At 62.3% G+C, this 26,230-nt stretch carries 19 protein-coding genes and 1 tRNA gene; 14 read left to right on the forward strand and 6 right to left on the reverse strand.

Annotated elements, in window-relative coordinates:
• Positions 1–774 carry an undecaprenyl-diphosphate phosphatase gene (locus HY921_00795; GenBank protein ID MBI5629400.1) on the forward strand — a complete coding sequence of 258 codons (774 nt, stop codon included), beginning with the start codon at positions 1–3 and terminating at the stop codon, positions 772–774.
• 270 nt (positions 775–1,044) lie between these two features.
• Here HY921_00795 and HY921_00800 read toward each other — a convergent pair whose 3' ends face one another.
• Positions 1,045–2,118 (reverse strand): N-acetylmuramoyl-L-alanine amidase, encoded by a 1,074-nt coding sequence (locus tag HY921_00800; GenBank protein ID MBI5629401.1) that lies wholly within the window; start codon positions 2,116–2,118, stop codon positions 1,045–1,047.
• Positions 2,093–3,421, reverse strand: a complete 1,329-nt coding sequence (locus HY921_00805) for an aminopeptidase P family protein (GenBank protein ID MBI5629402.1) — start codon at positions 3,419–3,421, stop codon at positions 2,093–2,095. Before HY921_00805 ends, HY921_00800 begins: the two co-directional genes overlap by 26 nt.
• Before the next feature lie 131 nt (positions 3,422–3,552).
• Between HY921_00805 and HY921_00810 the strand changes: the two genes are divergently transcribed.
• Together HY921_00810 and typA are read left to right on the forward strand one after the other, a co-directional pair.
• Positions 3,553–5,241, forward strand: a complete 1,689-nt coding sequence (locus HY921_00810; protein ID MBI5629403.1) for a hypothetical protein — start codon at positions 3,553–3,555, stop codon at positions 5,239–5,241.
• A gap of 3 nt (positions 5,242–5,244) precedes the next feature.
• A complete protein-coding gene (gene typA / locus HY921_00815) occupies positions 5,245–7,059 on the forward strand; it encodes a translational GTPase TypA (GenBank protein ID MBI5629404.1) in 1,815 nt (604 codons plus the stop codon).
• Positions 7,060–7,124: 65 nt separating this feature from the next.
• On the opposite strand, the gene HY921_00820 is transcribed toward typA, so the two are convergent.
• Positions 7,125–8,273, reverse strand: coding sequence for a PorV/PorQ family protein (locus tag HY921_00820; GenBank protein ID MBI5629405.1), 1,149 nt, complete (start codon positions 8,271–8,273; stop codon positions 7,125–7,127).
• A gap of 2 nt (positions 8,274–8,275) precedes the next feature.
• A complete protein-coding gene (locus HY921_00825) occupies positions 8,276–11,584 on the reverse strand; it encodes a PepSY domain-containing protein (protein ID MBI5629406.1) in 3,309 nt (1,102 codons plus the stop codon).
• Positions 11,585–11,686: 102 nt separating this feature from the next.
• Between HY921_00825 and HY921_00830 the strand changes: the two genes are divergently transcribed.
• From HY921_00830 to HY921_00870, 9 genes are all read left to right on the forward strand, one after another.
• A tRNA-Arg gene (locus HY921_00830) sits at positions 11,687–11,758 on the forward strand.
• 40 nt (positions 11,759–11,798) lie between these two features.
• A complete protein-coding gene (locus HY921_00835) occupies positions 11,799–12,554 on the forward strand; it encodes a YebC/PmpR family DNA-binding transcriptional regulator (protein MBI5629407.1) in 756 nt (251 codons plus the stop codon).
• On the forward strand, positions 12,551–13,072 hold the full coding sequence (ruvC, locus tag HY921_00840; GenBank protein MBI5629408.1) for a crossover junction endodeoxyribonuclease RuvC: 522 nt from the start codon (positions 12,551–12,553) through the stop codon (positions 13,070–13,072). Before HY921_00835 ends, ruvC begins: the two co-directional genes overlap by 4 nt.
• Positions 13,069–13,692: a Holliday junction branch migration protein RuvA gene (locus HY921_00845; GenBank protein MBI5629409.1), complete on the forward strand. Its 624-nt coding sequence runs from the start codon at positions 13,069–13,071 to the stop codon at positions 13,690–13,692. The genes ruvC and HY921_00845 overlap by 4 nt, the downstream gene beginning before the upstream one ends.
• Positions 13,689–14,702 carry a Holliday junction branch migration DNA helicase RuvB gene (gene ruvB / locus HY921_00850; GenBank protein ID MBI5629410.1) on the forward strand — a complete coding sequence of 338 codons (1,014 nt, stop codon included), beginning with the start codon at positions 13,689–13,691 and terminating at the stop codon, positions 14,700–14,702. Before HY921_00845 ends, ruvB begins: the two co-directional genes overlap by 4 nt.
• Complete coding sequence (locus tag HY921_00855) at positions 14,699–15,826, forward strand: SpoIID/LytB domain-containing protein (protein MBI5629411.1); 1,128 nt, start codon at positions 14,699–14,701, stop codon at positions 15,824–15,826. The genes ruvB and HY921_00855 overlap by 4 nt, the downstream gene beginning before the upstream one ends.
• A 1-nt stretch (position 15,827) precedes the next feature.
• A complete protein-coding gene (gene queA, locus HY921_00860) occupies positions 15,828–16,859 on the forward strand; it encodes a tRNA preQ1(34) S-adenosylmethionine ribosyltransferase-isomerase QueA (GenBank protein MBI5629412.1) in 1,032 nt (343 codons plus the stop codon).
• Between the two features lie 29 nt (positions 16,860–16,888).
• Positions 16,889–18,025 carry a tRNA guanosine(34) transglycosylase Tgt gene (gene tgt, locus HY921_00865; GenBank protein MBI5629413.1) on the forward strand — a complete coding sequence of 379 codons (1,137 nt, stop codon included), beginning with the start codon at positions 16,889–16,891 and terminating at the stop codon, positions 18,023–18,025.
• Positions 18,022–19,749 carry a DUF2723 domain-containing protein gene (locus HY921_00870; GenBank protein MBI5629414.1) on the forward strand — a complete coding sequence of 576 codons (1,728 nt, stop codon included), beginning with the start codon at positions 18,022–18,024 and terminating at the stop codon, positions 19,747–19,749. Before tgt ends, HY921_00870 begins: the two co-directional genes overlap by 4 nt.
• Positions 19,750–19,795: 46 nt before the next feature.
• Here the strand turns inward: HY921_00870 and HY921_00875 are convergent, their stop codons facing one another.
• Positions 19,796–21,337: a hypothetical protein gene (locus HY921_00875; protein ID MBI5629415.1), complete on the reverse strand. Its 1,542-nt coding sequence runs from the start codon at positions 21,335–21,337 to the stop codon at positions 19,796–19,798.
• A 45-nt stretch (positions 21,338–21,382) separates the two neighbouring features.
• Complete coding sequence (locus tag HY921_00880; protein MBI5629416.1) at positions 21,383–24,742, reverse strand: methyltransferase domain-containing protein; 3,360 nt, start codon at positions 24,740–24,742, stop codon at positions 21,383–21,385.
• A gap of 130 nt (positions 24,743–24,872) precedes the next feature.
• Here HY921_00880 and HY921_00885 point away from each other — a divergent pair, with 130 nt between their 5' ends.
• Both HY921_00885 and HY921_00890 read left to right on the forward strand, forming a co-directional pair.
• Entirely contained in the window at positions 24,873–25,640 is a 768-nt protein-coding gene (locus HY921_00885) for a helix-turn-helix transcriptional regulator (GenBank protein MBI5629417.1), read from the forward strand.
• Positions 25,637–26,191, forward strand: coding sequence for a hypothetical protein (locus HY921_00890; protein MBI5629418.1), 555 nt, complete (start codon positions 25,637–25,639; stop codon positions 26,189–26,191). Before HY921_00885 ends, HY921_00890 begins: the two co-directional genes overlap by 4 nt.
• Positions 26,192–26,230 lie beyond the last annotated feature (39 nt).

Below are 26,230 nucleotides of genomic sequence, written 5' to 3' on the forward strand. Positions count from 1 at the left end.
ATGAGCTACTGGCAAGCCTTGGTCTACGGAATGCTCCAGGGCGCGACGGAATTTTTGCCAGTGTCTAGCTCGGCGCACCTGGCCCTCCTGCCCTGGCTGCTCGGTTGGCGCGACCCGGGTCTTAGCTTTGACGTGGCCCTGCACATGGGGACTTTGGCGGCACTAATGGCATATTTCAGGCACGATTGGGTTTGCATGGCCTCCGGGGTCTTCTCCAGGGATGGCGGCGTGGCCAGGAGGAATTTCGTCCTCCTGGTATTGGCCTCGATTCCCGCGGCCTTGGCCGGAGTCTTCCTCGAAGCTCAGGCAGAGGTCGCCTTCCGCCGACCCCAAGCCATGGCCTCGACCTTGATCCTTTTCGCTCTTCTCATGGAAGGGGCCGACCGCATGGGCGCCAAGAAAGGCTCTCTCAATGAGATGACGCTGCGCCAAGCCGTCGGCATGGGCCTGGCGCAAGCCCTGGCCGTGGTGCCGGGGGTCTCCCGCTCGGGCGCGACCTTGACCGCCGGGCTGTTCCTGGGCTTAACCCCCGCGGCCGCGGCCCGCTTTTCCTTTCTGATGGCGGCTCCCATCATTTTCGGGGCCGGCGTCTTCAAGCTGAGGCATTTCTCCGCCGGCGATATGAGCGGCCCATTTTTCTTGTCGGTGGGCGTGTCCGCGCTCATGGGCTGGGCCTGCATTGGATTCTTCCTCAATCAACTGCCGCGTTGGCGCCTGCGCCCCTATGTGGTCTACAGAGTCCTGTTGGGGCTCTTGATCCTGGGCTTAACTTAGGGGTCGCGTCATAATAATATGAGCCATTTGGAGGCTCGGATTTGAGGCAAGTTCGAGGCGCGAGGAGGGAGCATAGCGGTAGCTATGTGACCGACGAGCAACGATGAAGTTGGCCAAAGACGAGCCTCCCCCGATGGGGGCCAGGGCACTATTGGGCTGCGACTTCGTCTCTCGTCGCTCACATACCGCTGCGGGTATGCTCGCTCCTCCATCCTCGTCTCGCTCCAACATCGCCCTGGCAAATGGCTCATATTATTATGACGCGACCCCTTAATTCCAGGCCTTGGGAGGGGCCGCCAGTCCGGGCAGGGCTTGTTGGCGCCAGGCCCCCCCCCTCTTGCCGGAGGATTTCAACTTCTCGCGGATGTTCTTGAGCAGGGGATAGGCTTTATCGCCGGGGCAATCCGTGGCGAGGTAATCCCGGTGGCCGAGGAGATTGGCGGGCTCGATGCGGCGGTTGATGTCCAGAAGATAGCGGGCCAGGTCCAGGATGGCCTTGAGCTGGGCGGGAGAGACCGCGTCATTTTTTGGAGCGTGGTAGGTCCCGAGCAGGGCGATTCCGATGTTTCCCAGATTGTCGTCCTCCACATGGGCGCCGATGGCGTCCTGGGGCCGTCCCTGGAGGATGCGGCCCTCGGAATCTATCAAGAAGTGATAGCCGATGTCTTTCCAGCCCCGCCCGAACTGGTGGAAATCCTGGATGAAGCGCGCTTCCCTGAAGGTGTCCTCCTCGGCGCGGGTTTGGATGCCGGCGGTATGGTGCAAAGTGATGCGCCAGGGAACATGCGGCTCGTACGCGCCCGAGGGCGCGCGCGCGCCCCATTCCGAGCGCAAATAAATGCGGGGCCTCACGGCGCGCCGCCGAGCAGGCCGGGAAAGCTTCTTGCCCGGCCCCGCGGGCGGCTCCGTCCCGGCGATGAAGACCTCGACGCCGAAAATCTCAAGGCGTTCGAAGGACTGTCCTTGGCCGACTGCGCGGATACGTAGGGGGCCCGGCCCCAGTTGCATAGGGGCCTTGGCCCAGAAGCGGCCGTCCGGGAAGCGCCTGAGGTCGGCTTTGACCCATGCAGACCAGATTCCTTCGGCGCGCCGGGAGACCTCGAACGTCGGCGCGGGCTCGGAGCAAATTCCATGGAATAAAACGGTGTTCCATGGCCGAGGGATCGGATCGCTTTCTGGGGTTTCGTAGATTACCTTCCCCGGAACTGAGGGGCCGAGGCTTTTGCCGAGCGGGACACGAGCCCCGCCACCGAAGTTCACCGTGTCGCCCAAATCCAGGGCCAGGCAAGGCAGGGAAAGGCAAACGGCAGCCGTTAAGCTAGCGGCGGCAGATTTCTTCCACATCGGCGATCTCCTTGGCCACGCCGGTCAGATTGAGGGGAGGACCCTCTTCTTGGATCACGATGTCGTCCTCGATGCGCACGCCGCCGAAATTAAGGAAGCTATCGGCCTTTTCGAAGTCTACCGAGTTTTTATGCTTGAGGCGCAGCTCCGGATCGCGGAGCAGGGCCTCGATGAAGTAAATTCCCGGTTCCATGGTGATGACAAAGCCGGGCTCGAGCCGGGCCACGAAGCGCACCGGAACCTTGGTGGGGTTGGCCATTCGGCGCTTTTTGCCCCCCGTGACGTCATGGACGTCGAGCCCGAGCATGTGAGTCAGCCCGTGGGGGTAGAAGAGGCGCACGGCTCCGCTCTCGATGAGTCCCGAGACCTCTCCCCGGAGAAGCCCCAAAGACTTTAAGCCTTCCGCGATGCGAGCCATGGAGAACACGTGGAGATCTGCCGAAACCACGCCGGGACGGGCCTTCTCGATGCAGGCATTCTGAGTCTCAAGGACGATGGAATAAATGTCTTTCTGGCGCTGGGTGAAGCGCCCGCTTGCCGGGAAAGTCCGGGTGATGTCGGCGCCGTAGCCCGCGCACTCGGCTCCTCCATCTAGCAGGAGCAGATCCCCTTCCTTGAGCCGGGTGTTGTTGCGATGGTAATGCAAAACCGCGGAGTTGGCTCCGGCGGCCACTATGCTGGGGTAGGCCAGGTGGCGCAGGCCCTCCCTCAGGCATGCCGCCTCGAAAACCGCTTGCACTTGGTACTCGTACTGCCCGGCTCGGGTCTGGCGCATGGCCTCGGCGTGGGCCCGTCCGCTCACGAGGTTCGCCCTTTTCATGAGCTCGATTTCCGGTGCGCTCTTGCAGGCCCGCAGCTCGTCCAATGCGTCGCGCAGGGCCGCTGGCTTGTTGGGCAAGCCGAGGCTCTTGCGGAATTTGCGGTGGAAGGAGGGGTTGGCGTAGGCCCTGCGGTGGCGCGCCTTGAGTTTCTTGAGCTCGCCGGGAAGCTGGTCGTTGTATAAGGTCTCTCCCACTTGGAACAAGGAGCGGGCCTCCTCGGCCCCGGGGACATGCCCGAGCCAAACCCTGTGATGGCTGTCGATGCGCGGCATGAACAGTATCTCCCGCCCTGACTTGGGGTCGATGACGAGGTGGCAGTTGGCCTCCTCCACGCCCGTCAAATAGAGGAAATCGGATCCTTGGCGGAACACGAACTCGACATCGTGGTTGCGGGGGAGCGGCGCTCCGCCGGAAAGGCAAATGAGGCCATCGGGCAGCCGCCGGGCCAGGGCTCGGCGGAGCTTTCGGTAGTGGGTCGGCACTTTTTAATTGTCCAGGAAGCGCTAATTTTGTAGACTATCTTTCGGAAAGCCACCACCCCACAGCATGTACCGCATCCCGAAGGTGGCTTTCTTTATTTTTAGAGCATCCACCCAGTATATATAATAAATTTGTGAAAAATCCAACGAAGGGCCTGCGGGTTCTCCTCTCCTTTTGCCTCTTATTTTGCGCAAGCCCCGCCCCGGCTCTGGCGCAGATCTCCCAGCGCCCCCCGCTTCACAAAATCCTCTCCTTAATCCGGCCGATGCCCGCCGCCAAGCCCCTGCGTCTTTCCCGCTTGGCCGGCTTGAGGGCGGCCTGGGCGCCGCTGGGGATGGGCCGGGCCTCGTTTCTGCGCCGCGACGCTCTGGCCGCGAGGGGCGGCCTCGAGGTTTTATGGACTGGCTCTAACGCGTGGAGGGCGGCTCATCTCCAGGTTCTCTCCCGGCCCATGCCGTCGGCGCGGCCCGGGCTGGCGCGGGCCTTCCGGCTGCGGGCCCCTGCGCCCGCCAAGAGACGGCCCTCGCGGCTGGGAGCCGGGGCCCTGGGGATTCTTCCCGTCCAGGCGCAGCCCTTCCTCATCGGCGGGGGCATCGCGGCCGGGACCTGGGGACTTTATCTGCTGGCCAAGGCGGGCTTGGAGCGCTGGGCCAAGGCCCATGCCTGGCCAGAGGTGCGCCTGGCCGCGGCCCGCCGGACCGTGAGCTTCGTCATCTGGAACGCGGGTCTGAGCTACGCTTTGCTCATGGCCGGAGCCTCCCCCTTGGCGGTGCTGGGAACCTTCAGCGTGTTCGCCTCCTTTGCCTTCAAGCAAATCATCAGCAACACCGTGCAGGCCGTGGTGCTCTTGAAGGTCAAGCCTTTCAGGCCTGATGAGATGGTCAAGAGCGGGGACGTCCTGCTCAAGCTCGCGGACCTGTCGATCGAGATCCCTCTGTTCAGGGAGGCCGGGAGGATGCTCAAGGAGGCGCCCGCGCTAGTCGAAGAGGGCTACGAGGTCGTGTCCTTTGGTTCGGTGGACCCGCTAGGCCGGGAGAGCGACGATAAGGGAAACCGATTCGTGCTGAGGTATAAGTCCGATTTTAAGGGCAAGCTCGACTGGGCTCCCATTCCCTACGCCAAGCTCGCCGGCCAAGCGCTCACCGTGCTGCGCTCCTACACGCCCCCCTCTCTCCCCCTCGACTTCAAGGCGCCGGCTCTCAGGCAGTCCGCGGCCAAGGCCTTACGCGCCGCGTGGGACTCTCGCGGCGCCGCTTTGGGCTGGACTTTCGCCTGGTCTGGCCTGAGCCTGGCCTCGGCCGCGGCGCTGAACTTCTGGGCCCTTCCCTTCGCCTGGGCGGCCCTGGCCCAATCCTTGGGCGCTGACTTCGCCTTGCTCGCGGCCCAAGCCGCCCAGCCCTGGGCCCGGGGCCTGGTCAGCCGCCTGGCGGGCAACCTCGGCTGGGCGCGGGAAAAGGCCTTGCTCGTGAAGCTCTTCGCCGAGATACTGCCGTACGCCGCGGCCGGGGTCGCGGTGCTGCGCTTCTTCGACTTGGGCTGGTATCAGGTGATGGGTGCTACCTTGGGCGCTGCAAGCCTGCTCTCCTTTATATCGGGAGACGCCTTGACCAATTTGGCCGAGGCTTTTTGGATTCGTCGCACCCTAAGGATACGCAAGGGCGAGGAGATCAAGGTCAACTCCGAGCGCGGGACGGTGCTGGACATAAACTGGCTCTACCTGGTCTTGGGGAATCCCGACCAAGGGTTCCATACCTTGATCCCCCTCGGAACCCTGAAGAGCGCCGATATGCGGATGAGCCGACCCATTCAAGGAGCCGAATAATTCATGGAAGACAGACGCCAGGACATCCGCAACGTCGCCATCATCGCGCATGTGGACCATGGCAAAACCACCTTGGTGGACGCCCTGTTGAAGGCCACCGGAACCTTCACGGTGAAGGCCGACCAGGCCCAGGAGCAGGTGCTCGACTCAAACGAGCTCGAGCGCGAGCGCGGCATTACTATCCTGGCCAAGAACACATCGGTCCCATACAAGGGGGTGACCATCAATATCGTGGACACCCCTGGCCACGCGGATTTCGGCTCGGAGGTGGAGCGCATACTCAAGATGGTGGACGGGGCTCTTCTTCTGGTGGACGCGGCCGAGGGGCCCATGCCCCAGACGCGCTTTGTCCTGCGCAAGACCTTGGCTCTGGGCCTTCGCCCCATCGTGGTCATCAATAAGATGGACAAGCCCCAGGCCCGCTCCCAGGAGGTCTTGGAAAAGATTTTCGAGCTGTTCATGGACCTGGGCGCCACCGACCCCCAGCTTGATTTCCCCGTGATCTACGCGGTGGGCCGTGAGGGCTGGGCCAGCCACATTCCCCAGCCGGGCGCCGATCTGACCCCGCTCCTGGACACCATCCTCGAGCATGTCTCAGCGCCTTTGGTCCATCCCGACCGACCCTTGCAGATGCTGGTCACCATGCTCGACTACAGCAATTACCTGGGCCGAATCGGGATCGGCCGGCTCTTGAGCGGGACGATCGCCAAGGCTGATTCGGCGGTTCTGGTCAAGCCCTCTGGGGAGGTGTTTAATGGCCGCGTGACCATGCTTCAGCAGTATTTCGGGCTCTCCCGCAAGGACGTGAGTTCGGCTCGCAGCGGCGACATCGTGGCCGTGGCGGGCTTTGAGGACATCAACGTCGGAGACACCGTGACCTCGCCCGAGAATCCCCAGGCCCTGCCCCCCCTCGAGATCGATGAGCCCACCCTGTCCATGGAGTTCATGGTAAACAACAGCCCCTTCGCGGGCTTGGAGGGCAAGTTCGTCACCAGCCGCCATATTAAGGAAAGGCTTTTGAAGGAACAGCAGGTCAACGTCGGACTGCGCATAGAGGCTCTTGAGGGCGAAGGCCACTTCAAGGTCTCAGGTCGGGGAGAGCTCCATTTGGCCATTCTCATCGAGACCATGCGTCGAGAGGGCTATGAACTCGCTGTCTCGCGCCCAGAGGTCATATTCAAGGAGGACGGCGGGCAGTGGACCGAGCCTTTTGAGCATCTGGTGGTGGACATACCCGCCGAATACCAAGGGGCCGTAATCGAGGCCTTGGGCAAACGCAACGCCCAGATGCTCAATATGATCCCCGAAGGTGCGGAGCGCCTGCGCCTGGAGTACCTGGTGGCTTCTCGGGGGCTCATGGGATTCAAGTCCGAGCTTCTCACTCTTACCCGAGGCATGGGGCTTATGCACCACTCCTTCCACGGCTACGCGCCCAAGGGCCCTGACCCGATCCAGCGCGCCAGCGGGGTTCTCATCGCTATGGAGAAGGGCCGAACCACAGGCTACGCTCTCTGCAACCTTCAGGAGCGCAGCCGCTTCTTCGTGGGCCCCGGCGTGGACGTTTACGAGGGCATGATTGTCGGCATCAACAGCAGAGAGAACGACTTGGTGGTCAACCCCTGCAAGGCCAAGGCCTTGACCAACATGAGGAGCAAGGCCAGCGACGAGGCCATAGATCTGACTCCCCCCCTCGTCCTCACTTTGGAGCAGGCCATCGAGTTCATCGACACGAGCGAGCTCGTCGAGGTCACCCCCAAGAGCATCCGCTTGAGGAAGAAGATCCTCGCCTACAGCAGCCGCAAGCGCGCCGAGCGCTGACCCCGTAGCCCCAAGCCTGAGTTATCCACAAAAACTTCCTGGAAAGTTTTTGTGGATAACCCGCGTTAGTATATCCACCCCGGGATTCCCAACGACTGCTCCCTCGGAGCTGGCCTGGGGGCGGGCGGGGAGTCGAGCGGCTCAGGCACCTTGTCGTCTAGCTCCTGGAGGCGGGGGCGGGCTGGTTGCCAGACGCGCTGGCGGCGCGGCTTGCTTCTCTGCACTGGCGCCGCCGCGCCGAAGCGGTAGGTGAAGGTGAAGCGGTGCGTGCCTCCGAGGTCGCCGCCCATGCTCCAAGCGTAATCCACGAAAATCCTTCCCCGCCAACGCAGGCCCAGCCCCATGGTGAGCCCCCCGTTGTCGCGCAGGAACTGATACCCCAGCCTCGCGGCGTAGGTTTTTAGCCAGATATACTCAACGCCCGCGTCGGCCCGCCACTGTCTCTCATGCGTCAGGTACTCGCTGTCGGCGGCCCAGGTCACGCCGTGAGAGCCCGCGTAGCTCTGCTGCAGGGCCACGCCGGAGCGCAAGGTCGTGGGCAGGGGGTCGGCGAGCTCAATGTACTTGAGCTGGCCCCCTAGGTTGAGGACAGAGAGACCGAACGAGGCCCCCGCCTCCGGGGAGTGGGCCAAATACCCGGCGTCCGCGCTCATGGCGCTGGCATGGTACTGCTCGACCAAGGTCGAGCGTATGAATTTGCCGGAGGCTCCCAGGTAATGGTTGATTCCATAGTGCGCATCCTTGGAGTCGAGCGAGGTCGTGCCCGCCCTTTCCGCGTAGCCTAGCGTGGCCACCAGGTCCGAGCCCGCGCTGCGTGTCTCCGAGCTCAAGAACGAACCGTTCGAATTGGTGCGGTTGATCTCGATGCTGCCGCTTTGGGAGAAGAGGAGGCTCGCACCCCAGCCGGCATAGCCGCTTCCCGATATTCCCGAGAAAGGCAGCGGCCCCCCGTAGGCGAAATGCTGGATGTTGTTGCCGGCTAGGCCCGAGATGAAGGTCGCGGCAAGCTCATGGGCGTTCAGGCGGCTTAAGCCCGCGGGGTTGTAGTGGAGGGCGCTAACGTCGCTGGCCACAGCGGTGAAGGCCCCGCCCATCCCCAGGGCGCGGCTGCCCATGGGAATGGAGAGGACCGGGGCGGCGGTGACGCCGGGGTTTTCCGCGGCACTCGCCGGCCGGGCCGTGAGAAGGATAAGGGCCGATATCCAGAGGGGCATGCCTATTTGACGACCGCCACCTTTTGAGTCTTGGAAAATCCGGGGCCCGTCATGCGCAGTAGATAGATGCCGCTGGCCACGACCGTTCCGCTGTAATTGGTGCCGTTCCAGTCCACCGAACCCTTCCCGGCCGGGACCTCGCCGTCGAATAGGGTCGAGACGAGTGTCCCCCCCAAGGTGTAGAGCCTGAGGGTCACTTTCCCGGGGCTTTGGACCTCGTATTTGATCGTGGTCTTTTCCCCCCGCGCCGGATTGAAGACATTGTTCCAGGCGGTGAGCGCGCTTTGGTTGGTGGTCAAGTTGAGCGCCTGGGAAAGCCCCAGGGAGACGGTACTGCCTGCCACGTTGTAGGCGAAGACCTCGAGATGGATCGTGCCCACGGCCGGAAATCGAGCGGCGAAGCCGGAGGCGAGCTGAAGCTGTCCGGTGATGTTGCCCAAGGCGTTGTTGGAAGAGAGAAATAGCAGGTAATCCCCGGCCTGGGCCGGGACGTGGGAGAGGGTGCCGGGAAGGGCGTTCTGGGCGTGGTCGCGCAGTTGGGCGTAGGCGAAATTATAATCCTGCGTGCGCGGGAAGGTCGTGACGCGCACCGAGAAGCTCAAGCGGTCGTTGTCGAAGGAGGCGCTTACTAGGCTTGCCGAGAGCGCCCCGGCGCTGGGGACGCTCAAGCGCAAAGTGTAGGGGGCGGTGGAGTTGACTCCGCTGTTGGAGCCTCCGCCCACGGTTTCACCGCCGGCTACCTGGAGGTAGAATTGCCCGGCCGAGCCGTTGTCGTAGGTGAGGCGAACCTGCGACTGAGTAGTGGTGCAGTCGGCGGGGGTGCAGAAGCCGGAATCCGTGTTGATGCCGTCGAAGGCGGGTGCGGCCGTAGCCACGGCACGGTGGTTCAAGTCGTACAGGGTCAGGGCGTAGCCCTTATAGAAGGAGCCGTCGGCGGGCAGGTCCATGGTGGCGGTGATGCGCCCGGCTCCGGCCCCGAAGGTGTAGAAGTCAAGGTCTCCCGCGGGATAGATGCTCGCGCTAACGATGGGTCGGGTGGCCACGTCCACGGCCGTCTCGAAGCCGTCGTTTCGGGCGCTGGCGGTGTCGAAGGAGTCGCTCACGCCCGCGACCGAAGTGAGGCCGTGGGAGGCGAATTTGCTGTTGATGACGGTTTGGGCCGTCCCCGCTCCACCGCAGGCCGAGACCAGACCCAGGCTGTCGGCACGGCGCATGGCGTCCAAGAACTCCTGGAAGCTCTCCGGAAAGAAGAGAAGCGCCTGGAAGGCCAAGCCGTCGGCGCAGGAGCGCCCGACCGCGGCTCCCAGGGCCGTCACCCGATCCTTGCGGATGTCCCAGAGGGTTTGGCTGAGAAAAAGGCTGTCGTCGTGGATTTCCCCGCTCCAGTTCGTGTTGCTGAGCACGCGGCAGGCGGTGTTGGTCGGGCAGTCGAGCTCGCGCAGGGGGCCGTTTCCACCCAAGGTGGTGACCACGAAGGTTCCGATCGCGCTCGTGTTGAGGGAGCTTGCCGAGAAATAGTCGGCCACGCCCTCGGAGATGGCTCCGGCCTGGCCGAAGTTCTGGATGGGCCATATCTTCTCGACCACGTAATGGGTGTATTCATGGTGTACGACCGTGGCGTCGTCGGTGAAGGCGTCGGATGGCTGGGCCGCTGAAACGTCGCCGAAATAGAGATCGTCGTGCTCCGGGTTGTAGAAGGCGTTGACGAGGTTCGGCCCGGCCAAGGCCATGGCCGCGACCGGGGCGCCGAGGTAGGCCGCGCTTGATTTGTTGACATCGGCCATGAAGTAGTCGTGCATGAGGTTCAAGTGGTAGAAGAGGCTGAGCTCGCTCCTCATCGCCTCATAGGCGTGCTCCGCGGGGCTCCAGGTGAAGGAGGAGCCAGCGGGGTTGATCACGGCCGGGGCGGTTAAGGCCAGCCAGCTCGAGAGGCTCACGTCGTAGCCCGTGTTCTGCCCCGATGAGTTGCTCTTGAGCCGCAGGGTCATGGTCTGGCCGGGGACCGCCGCGCCCTTAAACGAGCCCAGGCTGCCCAGATAGGCGGCCACGGGGTTGCCAGCGGAGTCCAGGATGTGGACCTCGTCGTCGTCGGCGATGTCGAGGGCCTCGCCGAATTCCCCCGAGCTGATGGCCCCCACGTTAAAGCTCGAGAATATCGGAAGGAATTTGACCGCCGTCGGGGCCAGCGCGCTTATGTCGATCGTGGAAAGGTGGGTGGCGCTGTTGGAGTACGGGTGGGGCGAGGAGGCGGACGTCGCCACGGTACTCCAGACCCCGCTGCCGTTGTCGAAGTGCGCGCTCGGGCCCCTGGCGTTGGAGACGTTGACGAAGGGGCCCTGGAGCTGGGAGAAGACCTTGCCCGCGGTGGCGCTGCAGAAAAATCCCTGGCCGTAGATGGGGTCGCCTCCGGTCAGGGCGTAGCTCGAGCCGCTGGCGACATAGACCTTTTGATGCAGGAAAGGGCGGGCGACGGGGGTGGGAGTGGTCACCGGGTCTATGTCATAGACGAGTCCGCGCACGGTTCCGGAGGTGGTGCAGACGGGGGGCGCCTGGAATCTGAGGTCGTTGTAGCGGAATAGGATCTCCCCGGTATGGGCGTCCACGTAGTAGCGCCAGAGCCCGCCGCGGCCGCTCACGCTGAACTTCCACGCCAAATGGCTGCGCCCGGACCTTTCATTGGGGAAGATGACGAGCGAGCCTTCGGAGCGCGGCGGCAGGCCCAGGTCGCGCTCCACGGCCTGCGCGGCCTGGCGGGCGTTGAGCGATGGCTCTGTGTCGAGAGAAAGGTCCGGCTCGAACCTCGAGTTGACGCCGAGCACGGAGCCGCCGGGGCCCAAGTGCACCTTTACTCGGGCGAATTCCACCGGGAGTCCTCGGTAGGTTTGGCGGTAGAGAAGATGGGAATGCCCGTCAGAGGAGCTCTTTTTCTCGACCAGAAGGGAGCCCGGATCTATTCCCAGGAGGTCCTTGGTCTCGGCGAGGAACAGCCCCGCTGCCTGCTCGGGACGCGGGGCGCGGCCCGCCGCCAAGCCGGCCGGCCCGAGGCTGCGGACCCTGGCTTTTCCGCCCGTGAGAGCAGCGGGCTTTCCGGTCCTGGGATCGAAGCGCAGTTCCCAGTTCGTCCCTTCCCGGCGTCGGAACTCCTGGAAGACCTTGAGGGTTTTCTTGTCCGGGCCGCGACGGACGCGCCTCTCCAACTGGTCCAGGCCGAATCGGCGGGCCTCGCGTCTGCCATCTGGGGAGGGCTTGACGGCCTGGGCCTGCGTGGGAATCAGGCTCATGGCCAGTGCGGCGGACCAAGCGAGTCGCATGTGGCTATAAGAATAACGGGTAGCGTTTTCGGAAATGTTTCGGGCCGGTTAAGAAAAGATTTCGAGGATTACGCTTGTTTTTCTTTGGTAAAATAGGACCTTGGGCCCGTAGCTCAATGGATAGAGTACGTGGCTTCGAACCACGGGATCCGGGTTCGATTCCTGGCGGGCCCATGGCGCAAGCCGGGCGCGCAGCCGCGAAGGGGGATATTTTATGGGCGGTCATTCTCACTGGGCCGGAATCAAGCATAAGAAAGCCATCACCGACGCCAAGAAAGGCAAGGTTTGGACCAAGATCGTGAGGGAAATCACGATCGCGGCCAGGCTCTCGGGCGGTGACGCCGACGCCAACCCGCGCCTGCGTCGCGCCGTCGACGACGCCAGGGCCGCGAACATGCCCGCCGAGAACGTCAAGCGCGCCATCATGCGCGGCACCGGCGAAATTCCAGGGATATCCTACGAGGAGCTGACCTACGAGGGCTACGGCCCCTCGGGCGTGGCCATTCTGGTGGAGGTGACCACGGACAACCGCAACCGCACTCTGGGCGAAATTCGCACGATTTTCACCAAGGGCGGCGGCAATCTCGGCGAAGCCGGCTGCGTGGGCTGGATGTTCAAGGCCATCGGGCTCGTGTCTGTTCCCAAGGCCGCGGTCAAGGACGAGGATGCCTTCCTGGGCCAGGCCCTCGACCTAGGGGCTCAGGACATCGCCACGGATTTGCCCGAAGCCTACCAGATTTACTGCGAGCCCAAGGATTTGGAGAAGGTCAAGCAGGGCCTGGAGGCCCTCAAGATCCCGGCGGCCTCGGCCGAGGCTGTCATGAAGCCCGAAAATACAGTGTCACTGGACGAGGCCGCGGCCCCCAAGGTCCTCAAGCTGATGGAGGCCTTGGAGGAGCATGACGACGTCAAGAACGTCTACGCCAACTTCGACATTCCCGACTCGATTTTAGCTAAACTAAGCTCGTGAACGGTTCGATTCTGGGAATCGATCCCGGAGTGTCCGAAACGGGCTGGGCTTTGCTCAATGCGGATTGTTCCGGCGCCCTGAAGCTCGGGGCCTGCGGCCTCATCACGACACCCGCCCACCGGGAGCTTCCAGAGCGCTTGAGAGATATCCACCGCTCCTTGAGCTTGGTTTTTCGCGAGCATCAGCCCGACTCCGTGGCCATCGAGGAAATGTTCTTCTTGAAGGCGGCTCACACCATCCGCGGCACCTTGCAGGCCCGCGGGGTCATTCTATTGGCCGCAGCCGAGGCCAGACGGCCCATCTCCGAGTACAACCCGCGCACGGTCAAGCTAACACTCACGGGCAGCGGCAGCGCGGGCAAGCCCCAGATGCAGAGAGCGCTTCAGAAATCCCTGGGGCTGGCCGACATCCTGCGCCCCGATGACGTGGCCGACGCTGCGGCCATCGCGGTCTGCCATTGGCGGAGCTCCCGGATGCGCCGTCTCAAGGTCCTGGACAGCTTCGGAGGCGGGCGGTGATCGCCAGCCTGCGCGGGGTCTTGCTCTCCAGGGGCTCAGAGTCGCTCGTCCTCGAGGTCGGGGGCGTGGGCTATGAAATCCTGGCCACGCCCGCAGATCTGGCCCGGCTCCCGGAGTGCGGGTGCCCGGTGTTCCTTCACGTCGTGTCTTCCTTCGGCATGTACGGCGGCGGCGAGACCATGTACGGATTCTTCACGCCCCAGGAGAAAGCTCTCTTCCTGACGTTCAAGGACTGCGTTCCCTCTACCGGGGCTAAGAAGGCTCTCGAATACCTCGAGAAGGCCTCGAAGTCCCTGCCGGATTTCCGCCGCGCCATCATGGAGAAGGACTCCCGACTGCTCTGCGGCGTGTTCGGGTTCACCAAAAAAACCGCCGAACGTCTGATCGACGCGCTCAAGGACAAGCTGGAGGCGGTGCCCATCTCCGGCTCCGAGAAATTCTTCCGGGACCCCGGGGCGGGGCTCTCGTCCGGGGCCCTGTCCCAGGCCTTGGGCGCTCTCTCGGCCCTGGGCTATAAGTCCTCCGAGTCCCGCGCGGTCCTTCAGGCCGTCGCGGAGGAGAGCTCGGGGCAAGGCCTTTGCGTCGAGGAAATCCTGCGCATGGCCCTCAAGAAATTATGACCGAATCGGTGCTGAGCCCCGCCGCCAAAGCCGAGGAGGAGTCCTTCGACCGGGCCTTGAGGCCCCGGACCTTGGAGGAGTTCGTCGGCCAGGACAAGCTCAAGGAGAATCTCAAGGTATTCCTCGAGGCCGCCAAGAAGCGCGGCGAGCCGCTGGACCACTGCCTTTTCTACTCTCCCCCCGGCTTGGGCAAGACCACCTTGGCCAACATTCTCGCCCGAGAGATGGGAGTGAACCTGCGCACCGCCTCCGGCCCGATTCTGGAGCGGGTGGGCGACTTGGCGGCGATGCTCACCGATCTTGGGGACGGCGACATTTTCTTCATCGACGAGATCCACCGCTTGAATCCCCTGGTCGAGGAGTCCCTGTACCCGGTGATGGAGGACTACACCTTCTTCATCTCTACGGGCAAGGGGCCGGCCGCCTCCACCTTGAAGCTGGCCGTGCCGCGCTTCACCTTGGTGGGGGCCACGACCCGGGCCGGGCTTCTGACCGGCCCCTTGCGCGACCGCTTCGGCATCATCGGCAACCTCGGCTTTTACGGCCAGGCAGAGCTCGAGGCGATAGTGGGAAGATCCGCGGCCATTCTCCGGATAGAGGCCGATCCCCAGGGAGCCTCGGAGATCGCGCGGCGCTCGCGCGGAACGCCGCGCATCGCCAACCGTCTGCTGCGCCGCGTGCGCGACTTCGCCCAGGTCAAGGGCGAGGGCGTCATCACGGCCGAGCTCTCACGCTACGCATTGGACTGCCTCGAGGTGGACGCCGAGGGCCTGGACGCCATGGACAGGAGGCTCCTCTCGGCCATCATAGAGAAGTTCGCGGGAGGTCCGGTCGGGGTCGAGAACCTGGCCATCGCGGTGAGCGAGGAGCTCGATACTCTCTCGGACGTGATCGAGCCTTACTTGATCCAGGCCGGGTTTATCGCGCGCACCCCCCGCGGACGGGTCGTGACCGGCAAGGCTTACTCCCATCTCGGCCTTAAGCCCCCGAAGGAACCAGAACTTCTTTGACCGTCGCCCTTCTGACGGTGGCGCTGGCGGCGGCCTCGTCCCAGGCCGCGCCGCGACTCATCCAAATCCGCGTTATGCAGAAATCCGCGGAAGCGGTGGTGAAATGCGCGGGAGAGATCTCGGCGCGAGATTCCTCGGGGCAAAGGCATATTTTCGCGGCGGGAGAGGAGGTCGTTTTGACTCCCGCCTCCGAAGGAATCAAGGCAGGCTCTCTTTATATGCGGGCCGAAGTCAGGATTTCCCCACGGGATTCCTCCCAACTTCTTCTTTTGGGAGGGAAATCATATCCCGGCAGCCTCATTTTCAGGCGAAACCCTGACGCTTCCCTCACCGTCATCGACGAGCTGGGCATCGAGGAATATCTGCTGGGAGTGCTTCCCCATGAGATGGACGCCGACTGGCCTCTGGAAGCCCTGAAGGCCCAGGCCGTTGTGGCCCGGACCTTCGCCTACACCCAGCTCGGGCGCTTCCGCAAATCTGGCTTCGACCTCACCTCGGACACTCGCTCGCAGGTTTTCGGCGGCCTCGGAGAGGCCTCGCCGGTGGTGCGCCTGGCGGTGCGTCAGACCAAGGCGGAGGTGCTGGGCTACAAGGGGCGCATCCTGCCCGCTTTCTACCACGCCTGCTGCGGAGGGCACACGGCCAATGCCGGGGCGGTCTGGGGCCAGAACGGCGACGTTGCGCCCCCCTTGCGGGGCGTCAAGGACAGGTACTGCGTGGTTTCGCCCTTGGCTCGCTGGAAGGCTTTCTTCTCATATGATGACATCGTGGCCGCGCTGCAGCGCAACCATCTCTTCTCGGGAGTCCTCCGGCGCTTCGAGATCGCGCGCCGCGACATGATCTCCGGACACGTGCGCAGCTTCCTGGTCAAGATCGGGCGTGACGAGATGAGCGTCAAGGCCGATGACCTTCGCCAGGGTCTGGGGGCGTCGGAATTCCGCAGCGCGCGCGTCAGCCGCATACGCAAGGTCGAGGACGGCATAGAGTTCATCGGTAGCGGCTCTGGCCACGGCGTCGGGCTCTGCCAGTGGGGCGCCAAGATACAGGCGGAGAAAGGGCGCTCCTACGAGCAAATCCTCCAGTTTTACTTTCCCTCCTCCGTCCTTGCCGAGATCGACGAGTAAAATGCCCGCCTTGCCGCTCGACGATTACGATTTCCCGTTTCCGGAGGAGCTGGTGGCCGACCGACCGGTCGAGCCGCGGGACTCCTGCAAATTGATGGTCGTCGAAAGGTTCGGTCCCGGGAGGAGGCATCTCTCGTTCAGGGACCTGCCCGACCTCCTCGAGCCCGGCGACTGCCTGGTCCTCAATCGGAGCAAGGTTCTTTTCTGCCGCCTGGCGGGGCGCAAGAGCACGGGCGGCAGGGTCGAGCTGCTTCTGGCCAAGGAGCTGGGTCTAGGCCGGTGGGCGGCGCTCTCCTCGGGGCTTAAGGCGGGAATGAGTCTTGAGTTCCCGGGGGGCATGGCCGCCGCTGTCGAGGGCTTGAATGAGGATGGGGAATATGTGCTGCGCTTTGGAAGCGCGGATTTGAAGGGCTATCTCCAAGAGCATGGCCTGGCTCCCCTGCCGCCATATATCTTGAAGAAGCGCCGCGAGGCCGACCCGCGGGACCGCGAGCGCTATCAAACGGTTTACGCCAAGGAGGAGGGTTCCATCGCAGCACCCACCGCGGGGCTTCATTTCACCGAGGGGCTGCTGGCGAGGCTCGCTAATAAAGGAGTTGTGATCGCCGAGCTCGCCTTGCACGTGGGGCGAGGCACTTTCCGGCCCATCCAAGGCTTGGACGCATCCCTCCACCGCATGCTGCCGGAATACTATATCCTGGCCGAGCCGGAGGCCAGAAAGATCAAGGAAGCGAGCGGCGCGGGCCGCCGGTTGATCGCTGTGGGGACCACGGCCACCCGGACGCTCGAAAGCTTGGCTCGGCGCCCGGAAGGCTTCGGCCCGGGGGAAGGCTGGACCGAGCTTTACATCCACCCCGGCTGCGAGTTCAAGTTGGCCTCCGGGCTTCTAACGAACTTCCACCTCCCCAAATCCACGCCCCTGCTGCTGGCCGCGGCCTTCCTCGGCCGGGAGAAGCTCCTTGCCTGCTACAGGGAGGCCTTCGAGCGCGGCTACCGCCTTTATTCCTACGGCGACGCCATGCTCGCGTTGTAACTGCTGTCGGCTAATCGTGAAATGCTATGATGGCCGCAATGCCTTCCTTCTCGGTTCTAGGCGAGGATTCCTCGACCAAGGCCCGGCTGGGCATCCTTCAGACGGCCCATGGCCCGGTCGAAACCCCGGTCTTCATGCCCGTGGCCACGCAGGCATCGGTCAAGGCCATTTCGCAGGAGGACCTCGCAGCGCTCGGGGTGAAGGCGATCCTGGCCAACAGCTACCATCTTTACCTGAGACCAGGCCTGGCCGTCATCGGCGCGGCCGGGGGGCTGCACCGCTTCATGAATTACGACGGCATGATTCTCACGGACTCGGGAGGCTTCCAGGTGCTGAGCCTCGCCGACCTGCGCACGGTCGAGGACGATGGAGTGGCCTTTCGCTCCCATATAGACGGCAGCCCCCACCGATTGACCCCCGAGAAGGTGATCGATATCCAGTCCGATTTGGGCTCCGATTGCTGGACCACCTTGGATGAGTGCCCCCCCTATCCCTGCGAGCCGGCCCAGGCCCGCAAGGCCTTGGAGCGCACCATGAGCTGGACCGAACGCTCGCTCCCGGCCCTCGCCCGGGCCCGGGACCGCGGGCAAAAGCCCCTGTTCTTTCCCATTTTACAGGGCTCCTTCTATCCGGAGCTCCGGCGCCGCGCGGCCGAGCGCATGGCCGAGATTGCCTGCGACGGCGTCGCCCTGGGGGGATTCTCGGTGGGCGAGCCCAAGGAGTTGACCTGGTCCACCCTCGATCTGACGACCGAGGCTCTTGCCAAGGACCGCCCGCGCTACTTGATGGGAGTGGGCATACCCGAGGATCTTTGGCAGGCCACGGCCCTAGGGGTGGACATGATGGACTGCGTTTGGCCCACCCGCGTGGCGCGCAACGGCCAGGTCATGACTCGGCGCGGCCGCTTCAACATTTCCAACAGCGCCATGCGCCGGGATTTCTCCCCGCTCGAACTGGAATGCGCTTGCTTTGTGTGCGCCAAATACAGCCGGGCGTATCTCAGCCATCTTTTTAGAGCCAAGGAGCTCCTGGCCCACCGCCTCCTTTCCTACCACAACCTCCACCTCATGGAGTCCATCACCGTGGAGATCCGCCGAGCCCTGCGCGAGGGCCGTTTCGAGGAAAGGCGCAAGGCCTTCTTTTCCCAGCTCGTCCCCAAGGCATGATTGCGCCCCTGATTTTCGCGACCTTGAGCCTGCTCTATTGGGCCGGCCTCTGCCCGAGTTTTGGTCCGGGCGACAGCCCCCAGCACGCCTTGAGCGCTCTCACCTGGGGCGTGCCCGTAGCGCCGGGCTATCCGCTCCAGGTGATGCTGGGCTATTGGTCCGCGCGCCTCTCGGGAGGCGGGCTGTCGGCCGTGGCCGCTCTTTCCGCGGTTTTTCATGCCGGTGCCGCGGCGCTGTTCTATCTCTTATTGAAGAGGCAAGGTTTGAAACCATTGCCAGCCATGGCCGCGACAGCTTTCATGGCGCTGTCGCGGCTATTCTGGTATTACGCGGAAATCCCCGAGGTTAGGGCCTTGAACGACTTCTTGGCCGTGGGCGCGGCCTGGGCGGCCGCGGCCTGGGCTCAAGAGCGAAAAATCAGCCGCCTTTGGCTTCTGGCCGCGGCTTTGGGCTTCGGGCTAACCCACCATCCCACCTTCGTCTTGATCCTCCCGGCGATAGCCTATTGGCTTTGGCATGAAGCGGCCCTGCCGCGACGCGGCAGGGCCGGAGGCGCGCTTTTGTTGATGATTTTCTGCGCGATTCTTCCCTACCTGGTATTGAAGGCTCGTCTCGACCATTCCCCTCCCCTCTACAATCCGGACGAGGTTCAGGGTTGGAAGGGCGTGCTGGCTCTGGCCATGCGCCAACGCGTGGGCGGGCTTTTCCGGATGGTGAGCGGAACGGGGGTGATGGGCTTCGGCCGCTTCGATCCGGAGCGTTTTCTCAAGCACTCGGGCTGGTTTTTAAGCGCCGCCTTTTGGGAGCTTTCCTGCTCGGGGGTGGTGCTCGCCGGCATCGGGGCCGCCGCGGCTTTCGCCAAGAACAGGAGAATATTGGCATTTTGGGGAGCATGGCTTTTCTTCACGGCTTTCTGCTTCATTCTTCTCAGCAGCCAGCAGATGGCGCTCTGCGACGAGGCCTATTTGAGGGGGCTCGTCATGCGCTTCTACCTTCTCCCCCTTATCGCCCTGTTTGCCTTGGCGGGCTTCGGCATCGAGGCCTTGGCCGAGAAGGTGCGTCCGGGTTTCATCTGGACTTTGCTGGGAGCCTTGGTCTTCGTCCCGGCGGCCCTGAGGCCCATGGATTTGCGGCGCCATGAGCTCCTCAAGGACTACGCGGAGCTGATCCTGAAAAATTCGGGGCCGGAGGACGTGGTGATACTCGCCGCGGACGACTCCATATTCGCTTTGCGCTATTTGGAACTCGTGGAGCATAAGACTGGGAAGCGCATTTTCCTGACGCCTTCCCTTTTCTCTTATCCTGCTTATATCCGACAGCTTCAAAGGAGGCATCCCGAGCTGCATGTGCCGCCTTTAGGCCCGGAGGGCCTTTCCACGGATTGGGGGCTATGGCAGAAGCTCAATCCCGGCAAGAGCTTCTACGGGGAGGCCGTCCTGCGCGAGGTGCTCCTGGCCAAGTGGCCGAAAAGCCGCCCGCGCGGCCCGCTCGTCCAGATCTCAAGCCGGGAACCCGCGCGCCTCGAGTCTCTTCTCGGGGCCTACCGTCTCCTGCAAAGCAAGGCTTTCCAGAACTACATGGACCAGGGAATTTTCGACTTCACGCAGGAGGCCTACCTGCGCCAGAGCTACCGCAGCATCCTCGAATGGTACGCCACCTTCCTGCGCCCCGAGGACGCGGAGCTTTCCCTGCGCATTCATCTGGCGCTGTCGGCAATTCGGTGACAGTTACCGAATTGCGTTCGGATCGAATTCGGTAACTGTCACCGAATTATGGCGCGGCGGGAGAGGAACCGCCGGCCAGAGCGAGTTCGCGCTCGGCCGCGCGCAGGATCGGCACGGAGCGCAGGCAGAGAGCGCCGTCATAGAGCAAAATGCCTCTGTAGCGGTGCACGGCCTTGGGATCGGGACTGCGCAAGGTCGCCAAAGACAGCAGGATGAGCCCTGCCCAGGACCAGCATATCTTGCGAAAAAAAGGATGGCTTTCCATAATGGCCCCCCCCTTTTCCCGGTTGACCAAGAAAACTCCTAATGCAGAGCAGGAGCCCAAGATCAAAATAGCTCCCCAATTAGCGCTGCCGAAGGGAGTCGCGGCTCCGTAGCCATACTTCCACAGCGGGATGAAGAGTTCTATGATGGGATTTCTTATTTCTTGGGGCGCATGCGGCAGGGCGATTTGAGCGCAAGATACTTGCAAGAAGGAGAGCCCGGCCAGCGCCCAGAAGCAGGGACTTATGTCCACGGCCAAGGCCAGGGGCAGGCAAAGAAACGGCAGAGCGCCGACCAGGTAGCGCGGACCGTAGGTCCAACCCCCGTGCCAGCCGAAGTAGCTTGCGTTTAGCAGTAGTGTCCCAGCAATAATGGCGCCGCAGGTCCAAAATTCCGAACGCAAATCGCGGCGCCGCCAGAAATGGACGAGCCCCATGATTGAGTACAGAAAAATAGGAGAAACAAAAAGAAGCCCCCGGCTGGGCGAAAACAAGAGCGCCCGCAGTATTTCCCACCGCGGCAGAGTCACACCGAAAAGCCCTCGCGCCACTTGCGGCCCGAAAGGACCTTGCTCTAAATGGGAGTAAGGAAAGGACCAGAAATGCCCAAAACAGATATGGTTGTAAGCTCCTTGAAGAATGGCGCAAAGCGCTGCTCCTTGCAGAAATCCGCCTTTCGAGCGCCTGCTCGGAAGGCGGACGAGGGCGTATGCGAGGAGAATGAGCGCCGTGAATAGCCCGGTGTAATCGCATAGCGCCCCAAGCCCCGCGCCTAGCCCCGCGGCAAAGCCGCTTCCCCCTTGGGCTATCAGCGCGAAAGATAGAAAGCAGAAAATCCCCGCGAGTTCATGCCCGCTGAAAAGAGAGGCGTGGTTCAGGGCTATGCTGCCGAGGCCGTAGGCCAGGACCGCGGCCAGGGCCTGCTTAGGCGCTGCCCCGGCCCGGACTAGAAAACGCCGCAGAAAAACGCCGAATAGGGCGAAGGGCAGGCTCACCACGATGAGGCGCACCAAGTATTTGGCCACCGGGTCGGCCAGTATGGTCGGGTCCGGCAGGGTCGAAACAGGCTTCAATACGGTATGGCGCAAGGCCCAATACACCGGCACGGCCAAGAGCGGCGCGCCGATGGCCTTGTTGGAGTAATAATGCCCGCGGGCCTCAGCCTTGTCCAAGGTGTATTGCCGCTGAGGGTCAATGGAGAGCGTGCCTTGGTCCACGATGGAGCTCAAGAGGATGAGCCGGCTCTTGGTGTTGTCGTACTCGACGGGCTGGTAGAACGCTCCGGCAGCCAGAAGCAGCAGCGCGCATAGGCGCCAGTCATTCATTTCCCCAACTTACTTAACTTCCCCCGGAATCGCAACGGGAAAATTCTAGCCGCCCGATAGGAAGTCGGAAGGATCGAGCGTTTGCGGGTTGTCACGCTTTAACGTGCCGCCGGGGCTTTGGGTCGCGATGTAATCGCCATGAATCATGCGGAGATCGTCATCGGTTAATTCGATCCCGTAACGCAGAAGTCGGAGATAACGGCTGGCGCTCCGCCTAATGTCGGCGTCCGATGATTCTTGCCGCATTTCTTTGAGGTCGGTTTCCAGGACAGCTAAGCGCCTGGTTTCTGGCCTCAATTTCCGATAGCGAAACTGAGAATCTGAGGCCATATCGTGGTATGTCATGTACTCGTTTCGGTAGACGGCGAAGAAATTCCTAACCTCCGCGATAGTAAGCCCCTTTTCGATCAATTTATGTTGAAGGCTTATCGCATAGCTGGAACGGCGTATTTTCGACAGCAGGGCGAGCTGATGCTCAAGCATGGGAAACATTTTCCGAAGATCCCCGGCTTTGTATGCGAAAGTCCATCCAGAATCGACGTAGGCATCGTGGAAATATCTAAGCACCAGCACATCTTCAAAGCTCATGGTTGTAACAAGAGGATCATCCCACGCGGCTAGTCTCTTTTGAGTGAACAGCTCGTTGTTGCGATGGGCAAATATGTCTAATTCATCAACGAAATACGAGAGACCATACAGGACCAGACGTGACTTCTCGATTTCATTTTTTGGCGTGGCCCCGATTGCCGCTTGCGCGGCGTTCGGGCCGAAAACTGCCAGCAGCAGATTGCTCCAATCCTCAGGAACCAGGGCTGTTCCCGCGAAGGGGTCCCACTCGAGAGCTTCGTATACGTCAGCTTGGCCCAGCGGGCGCCCGAACGCGGCCAATAGTTTTAGGGCTAGGGCCGTCGCGCGAAAAGACCCGTTGCCCCTAAAATCTGCGCTCTCCAAACAAGCGTGCAGGAATTCCTCGCGAACGTTCAGCAACTCGCTGATCGACCATAATTCGCCGGCAGTCTCGAGTTTTTCCAAACGATCCAGTGCCTTCTGCCGCGTCGCCCTTGCTGAGGCATACATGTTTGTAGCCAGGAGGTGGCCGCGCAGGGAGATTGTCACGGCTTCGTGAAAGAGTGAGGATAGTTGTATTTCCTTTCCATGGGCTTGCCGCTTCATTCTCCTTGCATACTCGTCTGCCGCTGCCGCCGCAGGAAGGGGGCGAATTGTTTTGAGGTGCAGAATGAGGCTGTAGAGGGATATTTTTTCTCGAGAAGAGAGCAGTCCTTCCAGAGTCCAATATTCATCACCTTCTTGAGCACCCTTGATGAAAGCCTTCACCCGCCCGGTCAAGTCGAGCTTTTTGTCCAGCTCGTTCCAGGTGTATTCTCTGTAGTAGTTCTTGATGACATGTTCCGAATGAACTGTTTCGAGCCATCGCCGCTCGCCTTGCGAGAGCCGGGCATGGCCATGGGCGTTCCAGCGGGCGATTAGGTCTTGCGCGTGTTCCTGGACCTTGCCCAGGGCAGGGGTTGACTTGGGCAGGAGAGGCAGGACGAGGGCGAGCTCCTCGATCTTGGCGTAGAGCTCGGGGTCCGCAGGAGAGTCGGGAGCGGGGCTGTTCTCCAGCATTTCGTGGATCTCCTGTTGGAGCGGGGCGTAATCGGGGATGGCGAACTCCTCCCCCGCGGCAGGCTGGCGGGCATTTGCTGGAGTGCTTTCCTGGGCCGGGTCTGGTTTGGCGTGGCGCAGGAGCCCCAGAAGCCTTTCCCGCGCTCCGCTCTCCTGCGCAGCCGGGACATCCCGGACCTTCATGGCGACGAGGAGCGAGCCTTCCTCGATTTGCTTTCGCAAATGCCCGGCTTGGCGCGGCTCGTTCTTTGCGATTCGCTTCAGAAGGCCCCTGTCGTAGCTTAATTTCTCGGACCCCTTGTCTAGGACTGTGAATCCCAAGTGCTCCTCCAAGGCTTGGAGGAATTCCGGGCTCTCGGGGCCGTGCTTGAAAGTGATGAGAAGATAGCCTCCTATAGATAGGACCCGGTTGAGCTCGGAAAGAAGGTGGAGGCGCTTTTCGGGCTCTGCAATGCTCTCCATGAGGCCGGTCTCGGCCGCATCGAGCGATTTGTCCGCGAGGTTCACGCGCTCGGCCAGAATATCGGCGCGGGTCGAGGAGTGTTGCGTCGCCAGGCCGGTTTGCCTTACGGCCTCCCGGCCTTGGGCCAGCATCGCTTCGCTGAAGTCGAAGTCGTGGACGGCCTTCCCATTGAGCAGGCCGAGTTTGGCCAGGCCCCGGGCGCCTATGGAGGGGCCGGAGCCGAAAAATCCCCAGGCCTTGAGCTCGTGCAGGGATTTCCCCTTTTCTGGTGGATTTCGAGCGAGGCCGGCGAAACGAAACAGGGCCGCGACCTTGATGCTGAAGGCCGAGAGCTTCTCGAGGTTCCGCGAGTAGCTCTCGGCTATTCTGTCCCAACCAGAGGGGTCCCCGCGCCCGGCCATTTGCACGGCCACGGCGATTTCCCTCAAAAGTTCCTGCAGGGGCGTAGACCGCCCCCGGCTTGGCTTCAACATCAGCCCGGCCTCTTCCAGGGCCGCGCGATAGGCGCTTAAATCCTCGGAGGAGAGGAGCGAAACGAGGCGATTTTGCGCGAGGATCTTTTGTTCCATGACGTCTATGAGGCCGGGCGGCGCGGCCTTGATGGCGGATAACGCGGCCAGGCGCCGTTGATTCTCCTCATCCTTGAATTGCGGCATGGCGGCAAGCCTTTCCACGTGCTCCAAGACTAGGCCCAGGGCTGGATGAGATTCGTTGGCTTTTCTGACCGCTTCCTTGTATTGGCTCTTGAGATTTTCTTTGCGGGTTTCGCTCAAGAGGCCGAGGCTTACAACCTCGTCCTGCCCGAGCTCGACCCGAAACCTCCCCTCCGGGTGCACGTAGTTGAAGCCCCAGCGGATAGTGTGCCCCATGGCGCATTGGGAGGGCTCGAGGGGATAGGCGGCCAGGCGCGGCTCTCCCCAGGAGGGGATGATGGCCCCAAAGGCCGCTTCCTCATCGGCCGAGAGAAGCTTGGGCAGGGCGAAATCTCCGCCCTTTAGGGAATTGATCACGATGCGCATGAACCAGGCCCGCTGGCGCTCCGGCGCGTAGCCGCGCCCATCGGGCATGTCGAGCCTGGGATAGGCTGCAAGAGCAATCCCGGCCGGGCTGTAAAGCCTGGCGGTTTTTGCCGCAGCCGCGATCGCAGGAAGCGAGATCCCCAGCTCTCGATGCGCGGCTTGATTGTCGAAAAGACGATCCGGGCTTTCTAAAGCCGGAACTTTCCCGGGGGATCTCCGATGGGCGACGGCCTGGGCGGGCATGGCGCTCAAGGCCAGGCAGCCGCATAGCAAAAGCGCAACGCATTTTTTAACCATGGAAGTCCTGCGGTAAGGATAAAGGGAGTCTTTTGCCTTGTCCTGGGCCAAAGGGTCCTGGTTCCGGTGCCCATTAGGCCCACGCCCGGCCTATTGACTTATAGTTAAATATGAATAATAATATTCATATATGAATAAATCGAGCCATTCGCTGGGCCATGCCGTGCGAAGCAAGAGGGAGGCGCTGAGCTTGTCCCAAGTGGAGCTGGCCAGACGCCTCAAATGGCCCCAGGCGAAAGTCTCCCGCGTGGAGCAGGGAAAGAGGAGCGTGACGTGGCCCGAATTGCTTGCCTTGGCCCGCGTGTTCCGGTGCTCCTTGAGCAGGCTTCTTCACGAGTTGGAGTTTCCCGATGTCGCCGACCTGGAGGTTCGCCCCCTCACCCCGGGGTTCTTCGCGGCTTGCGCGGACGAGGAGGCCCTGTTGGCCCAGTTGGAGCGATACAATGTCCGATTTCTTGGCGCCGGGCATCCCACGGCCTTGGTGGATATGCCAGCTCACGAGGTCGTGTTGGCGGCTTTGAAATTCGCCCAAGACCCGCGGGTATTCGAAGCGCTTCCCGCCCTGCTTCTGGGCCATTTCAAATCGGTGGATTGGGCCGGCCTTGCCTCGGGAGCCTATTCTCTTCGATTGCAAAACCGCCTCGGCATGGTCCTGGCTGCCGCGCTTTCCCTGAAGGACGAGGCTCGAAATGTGGACGAGGAAAGCTGGGCGAAGCTGCGCGGGCTCCATGACGCATTGGCCGAGGAAAGGCTTGATCGCGAAGAAGTCGTGGGGCCGAGGCCTAAAACCGAGGCCGCGATCGCGTTGCTGCGTGAGCGAACTCCTGAATGGCTGCGTTTCTGGCATGGGCTTGGCTGCGCAGACTCGGAATCCTTCCGCCGGCACCTTTTGCGATGAAAACAGCTGGCGAAGAAGAATTGTTCCGCTTTCTAGGGGATATCGATGCTCTCTTGGAAGAAGGGCTTGCGCTTTATATCTTGGGAGGCGCGGCTGCGGTGATCGCCTATGGATCAGGGCGAGGCACGATCGATATAGACGCATATTTGGATGACGAGCGACTGCGCTGCAAGCTCTCGGATTGGGCTGGCAGAGGAACAGAGCTGGCAAGAAGGCATGGACTCTATTTCGACAGCGCGAACGCCGCCCTCATGCTTCTTGAGCCCGATTGGAAAGATCGCTGCGTTGAGATATTAAAGGGCCGTCTTAAACATATCCAAGTGATGGCGTTGGGCAAGGAAGACCTGATCTTGAGCAAGTTGAGCCGCTACAACGACCGTGACCGCGAGGATATTCAATTCATGGTTGAAAAACACAGGCCTGATGTGAAAAAGCTCGTAGCTTATTATAAGGCCGCCCGGCAGTATTATGTCGGGCATCTCCCGAGGCTCGATCAAACATTCAATATTCTCCTTCAAGAACACTTCAAGCGTCGCCCCATAGTCTTTTAAGCCCTCTTTTAACTTGACCATTTTCCGAATAATTCATTT

The sequence above is a fragment of the Elusimicrobiota bacterium genome, from assembly GCA_016218575.1.
In the GTDB taxonomy this organism is placed as follows: Bacteria; Elusimicrobiota; Elusimicrobia; order UBA1565; family UBA9628; genus JACRDN01.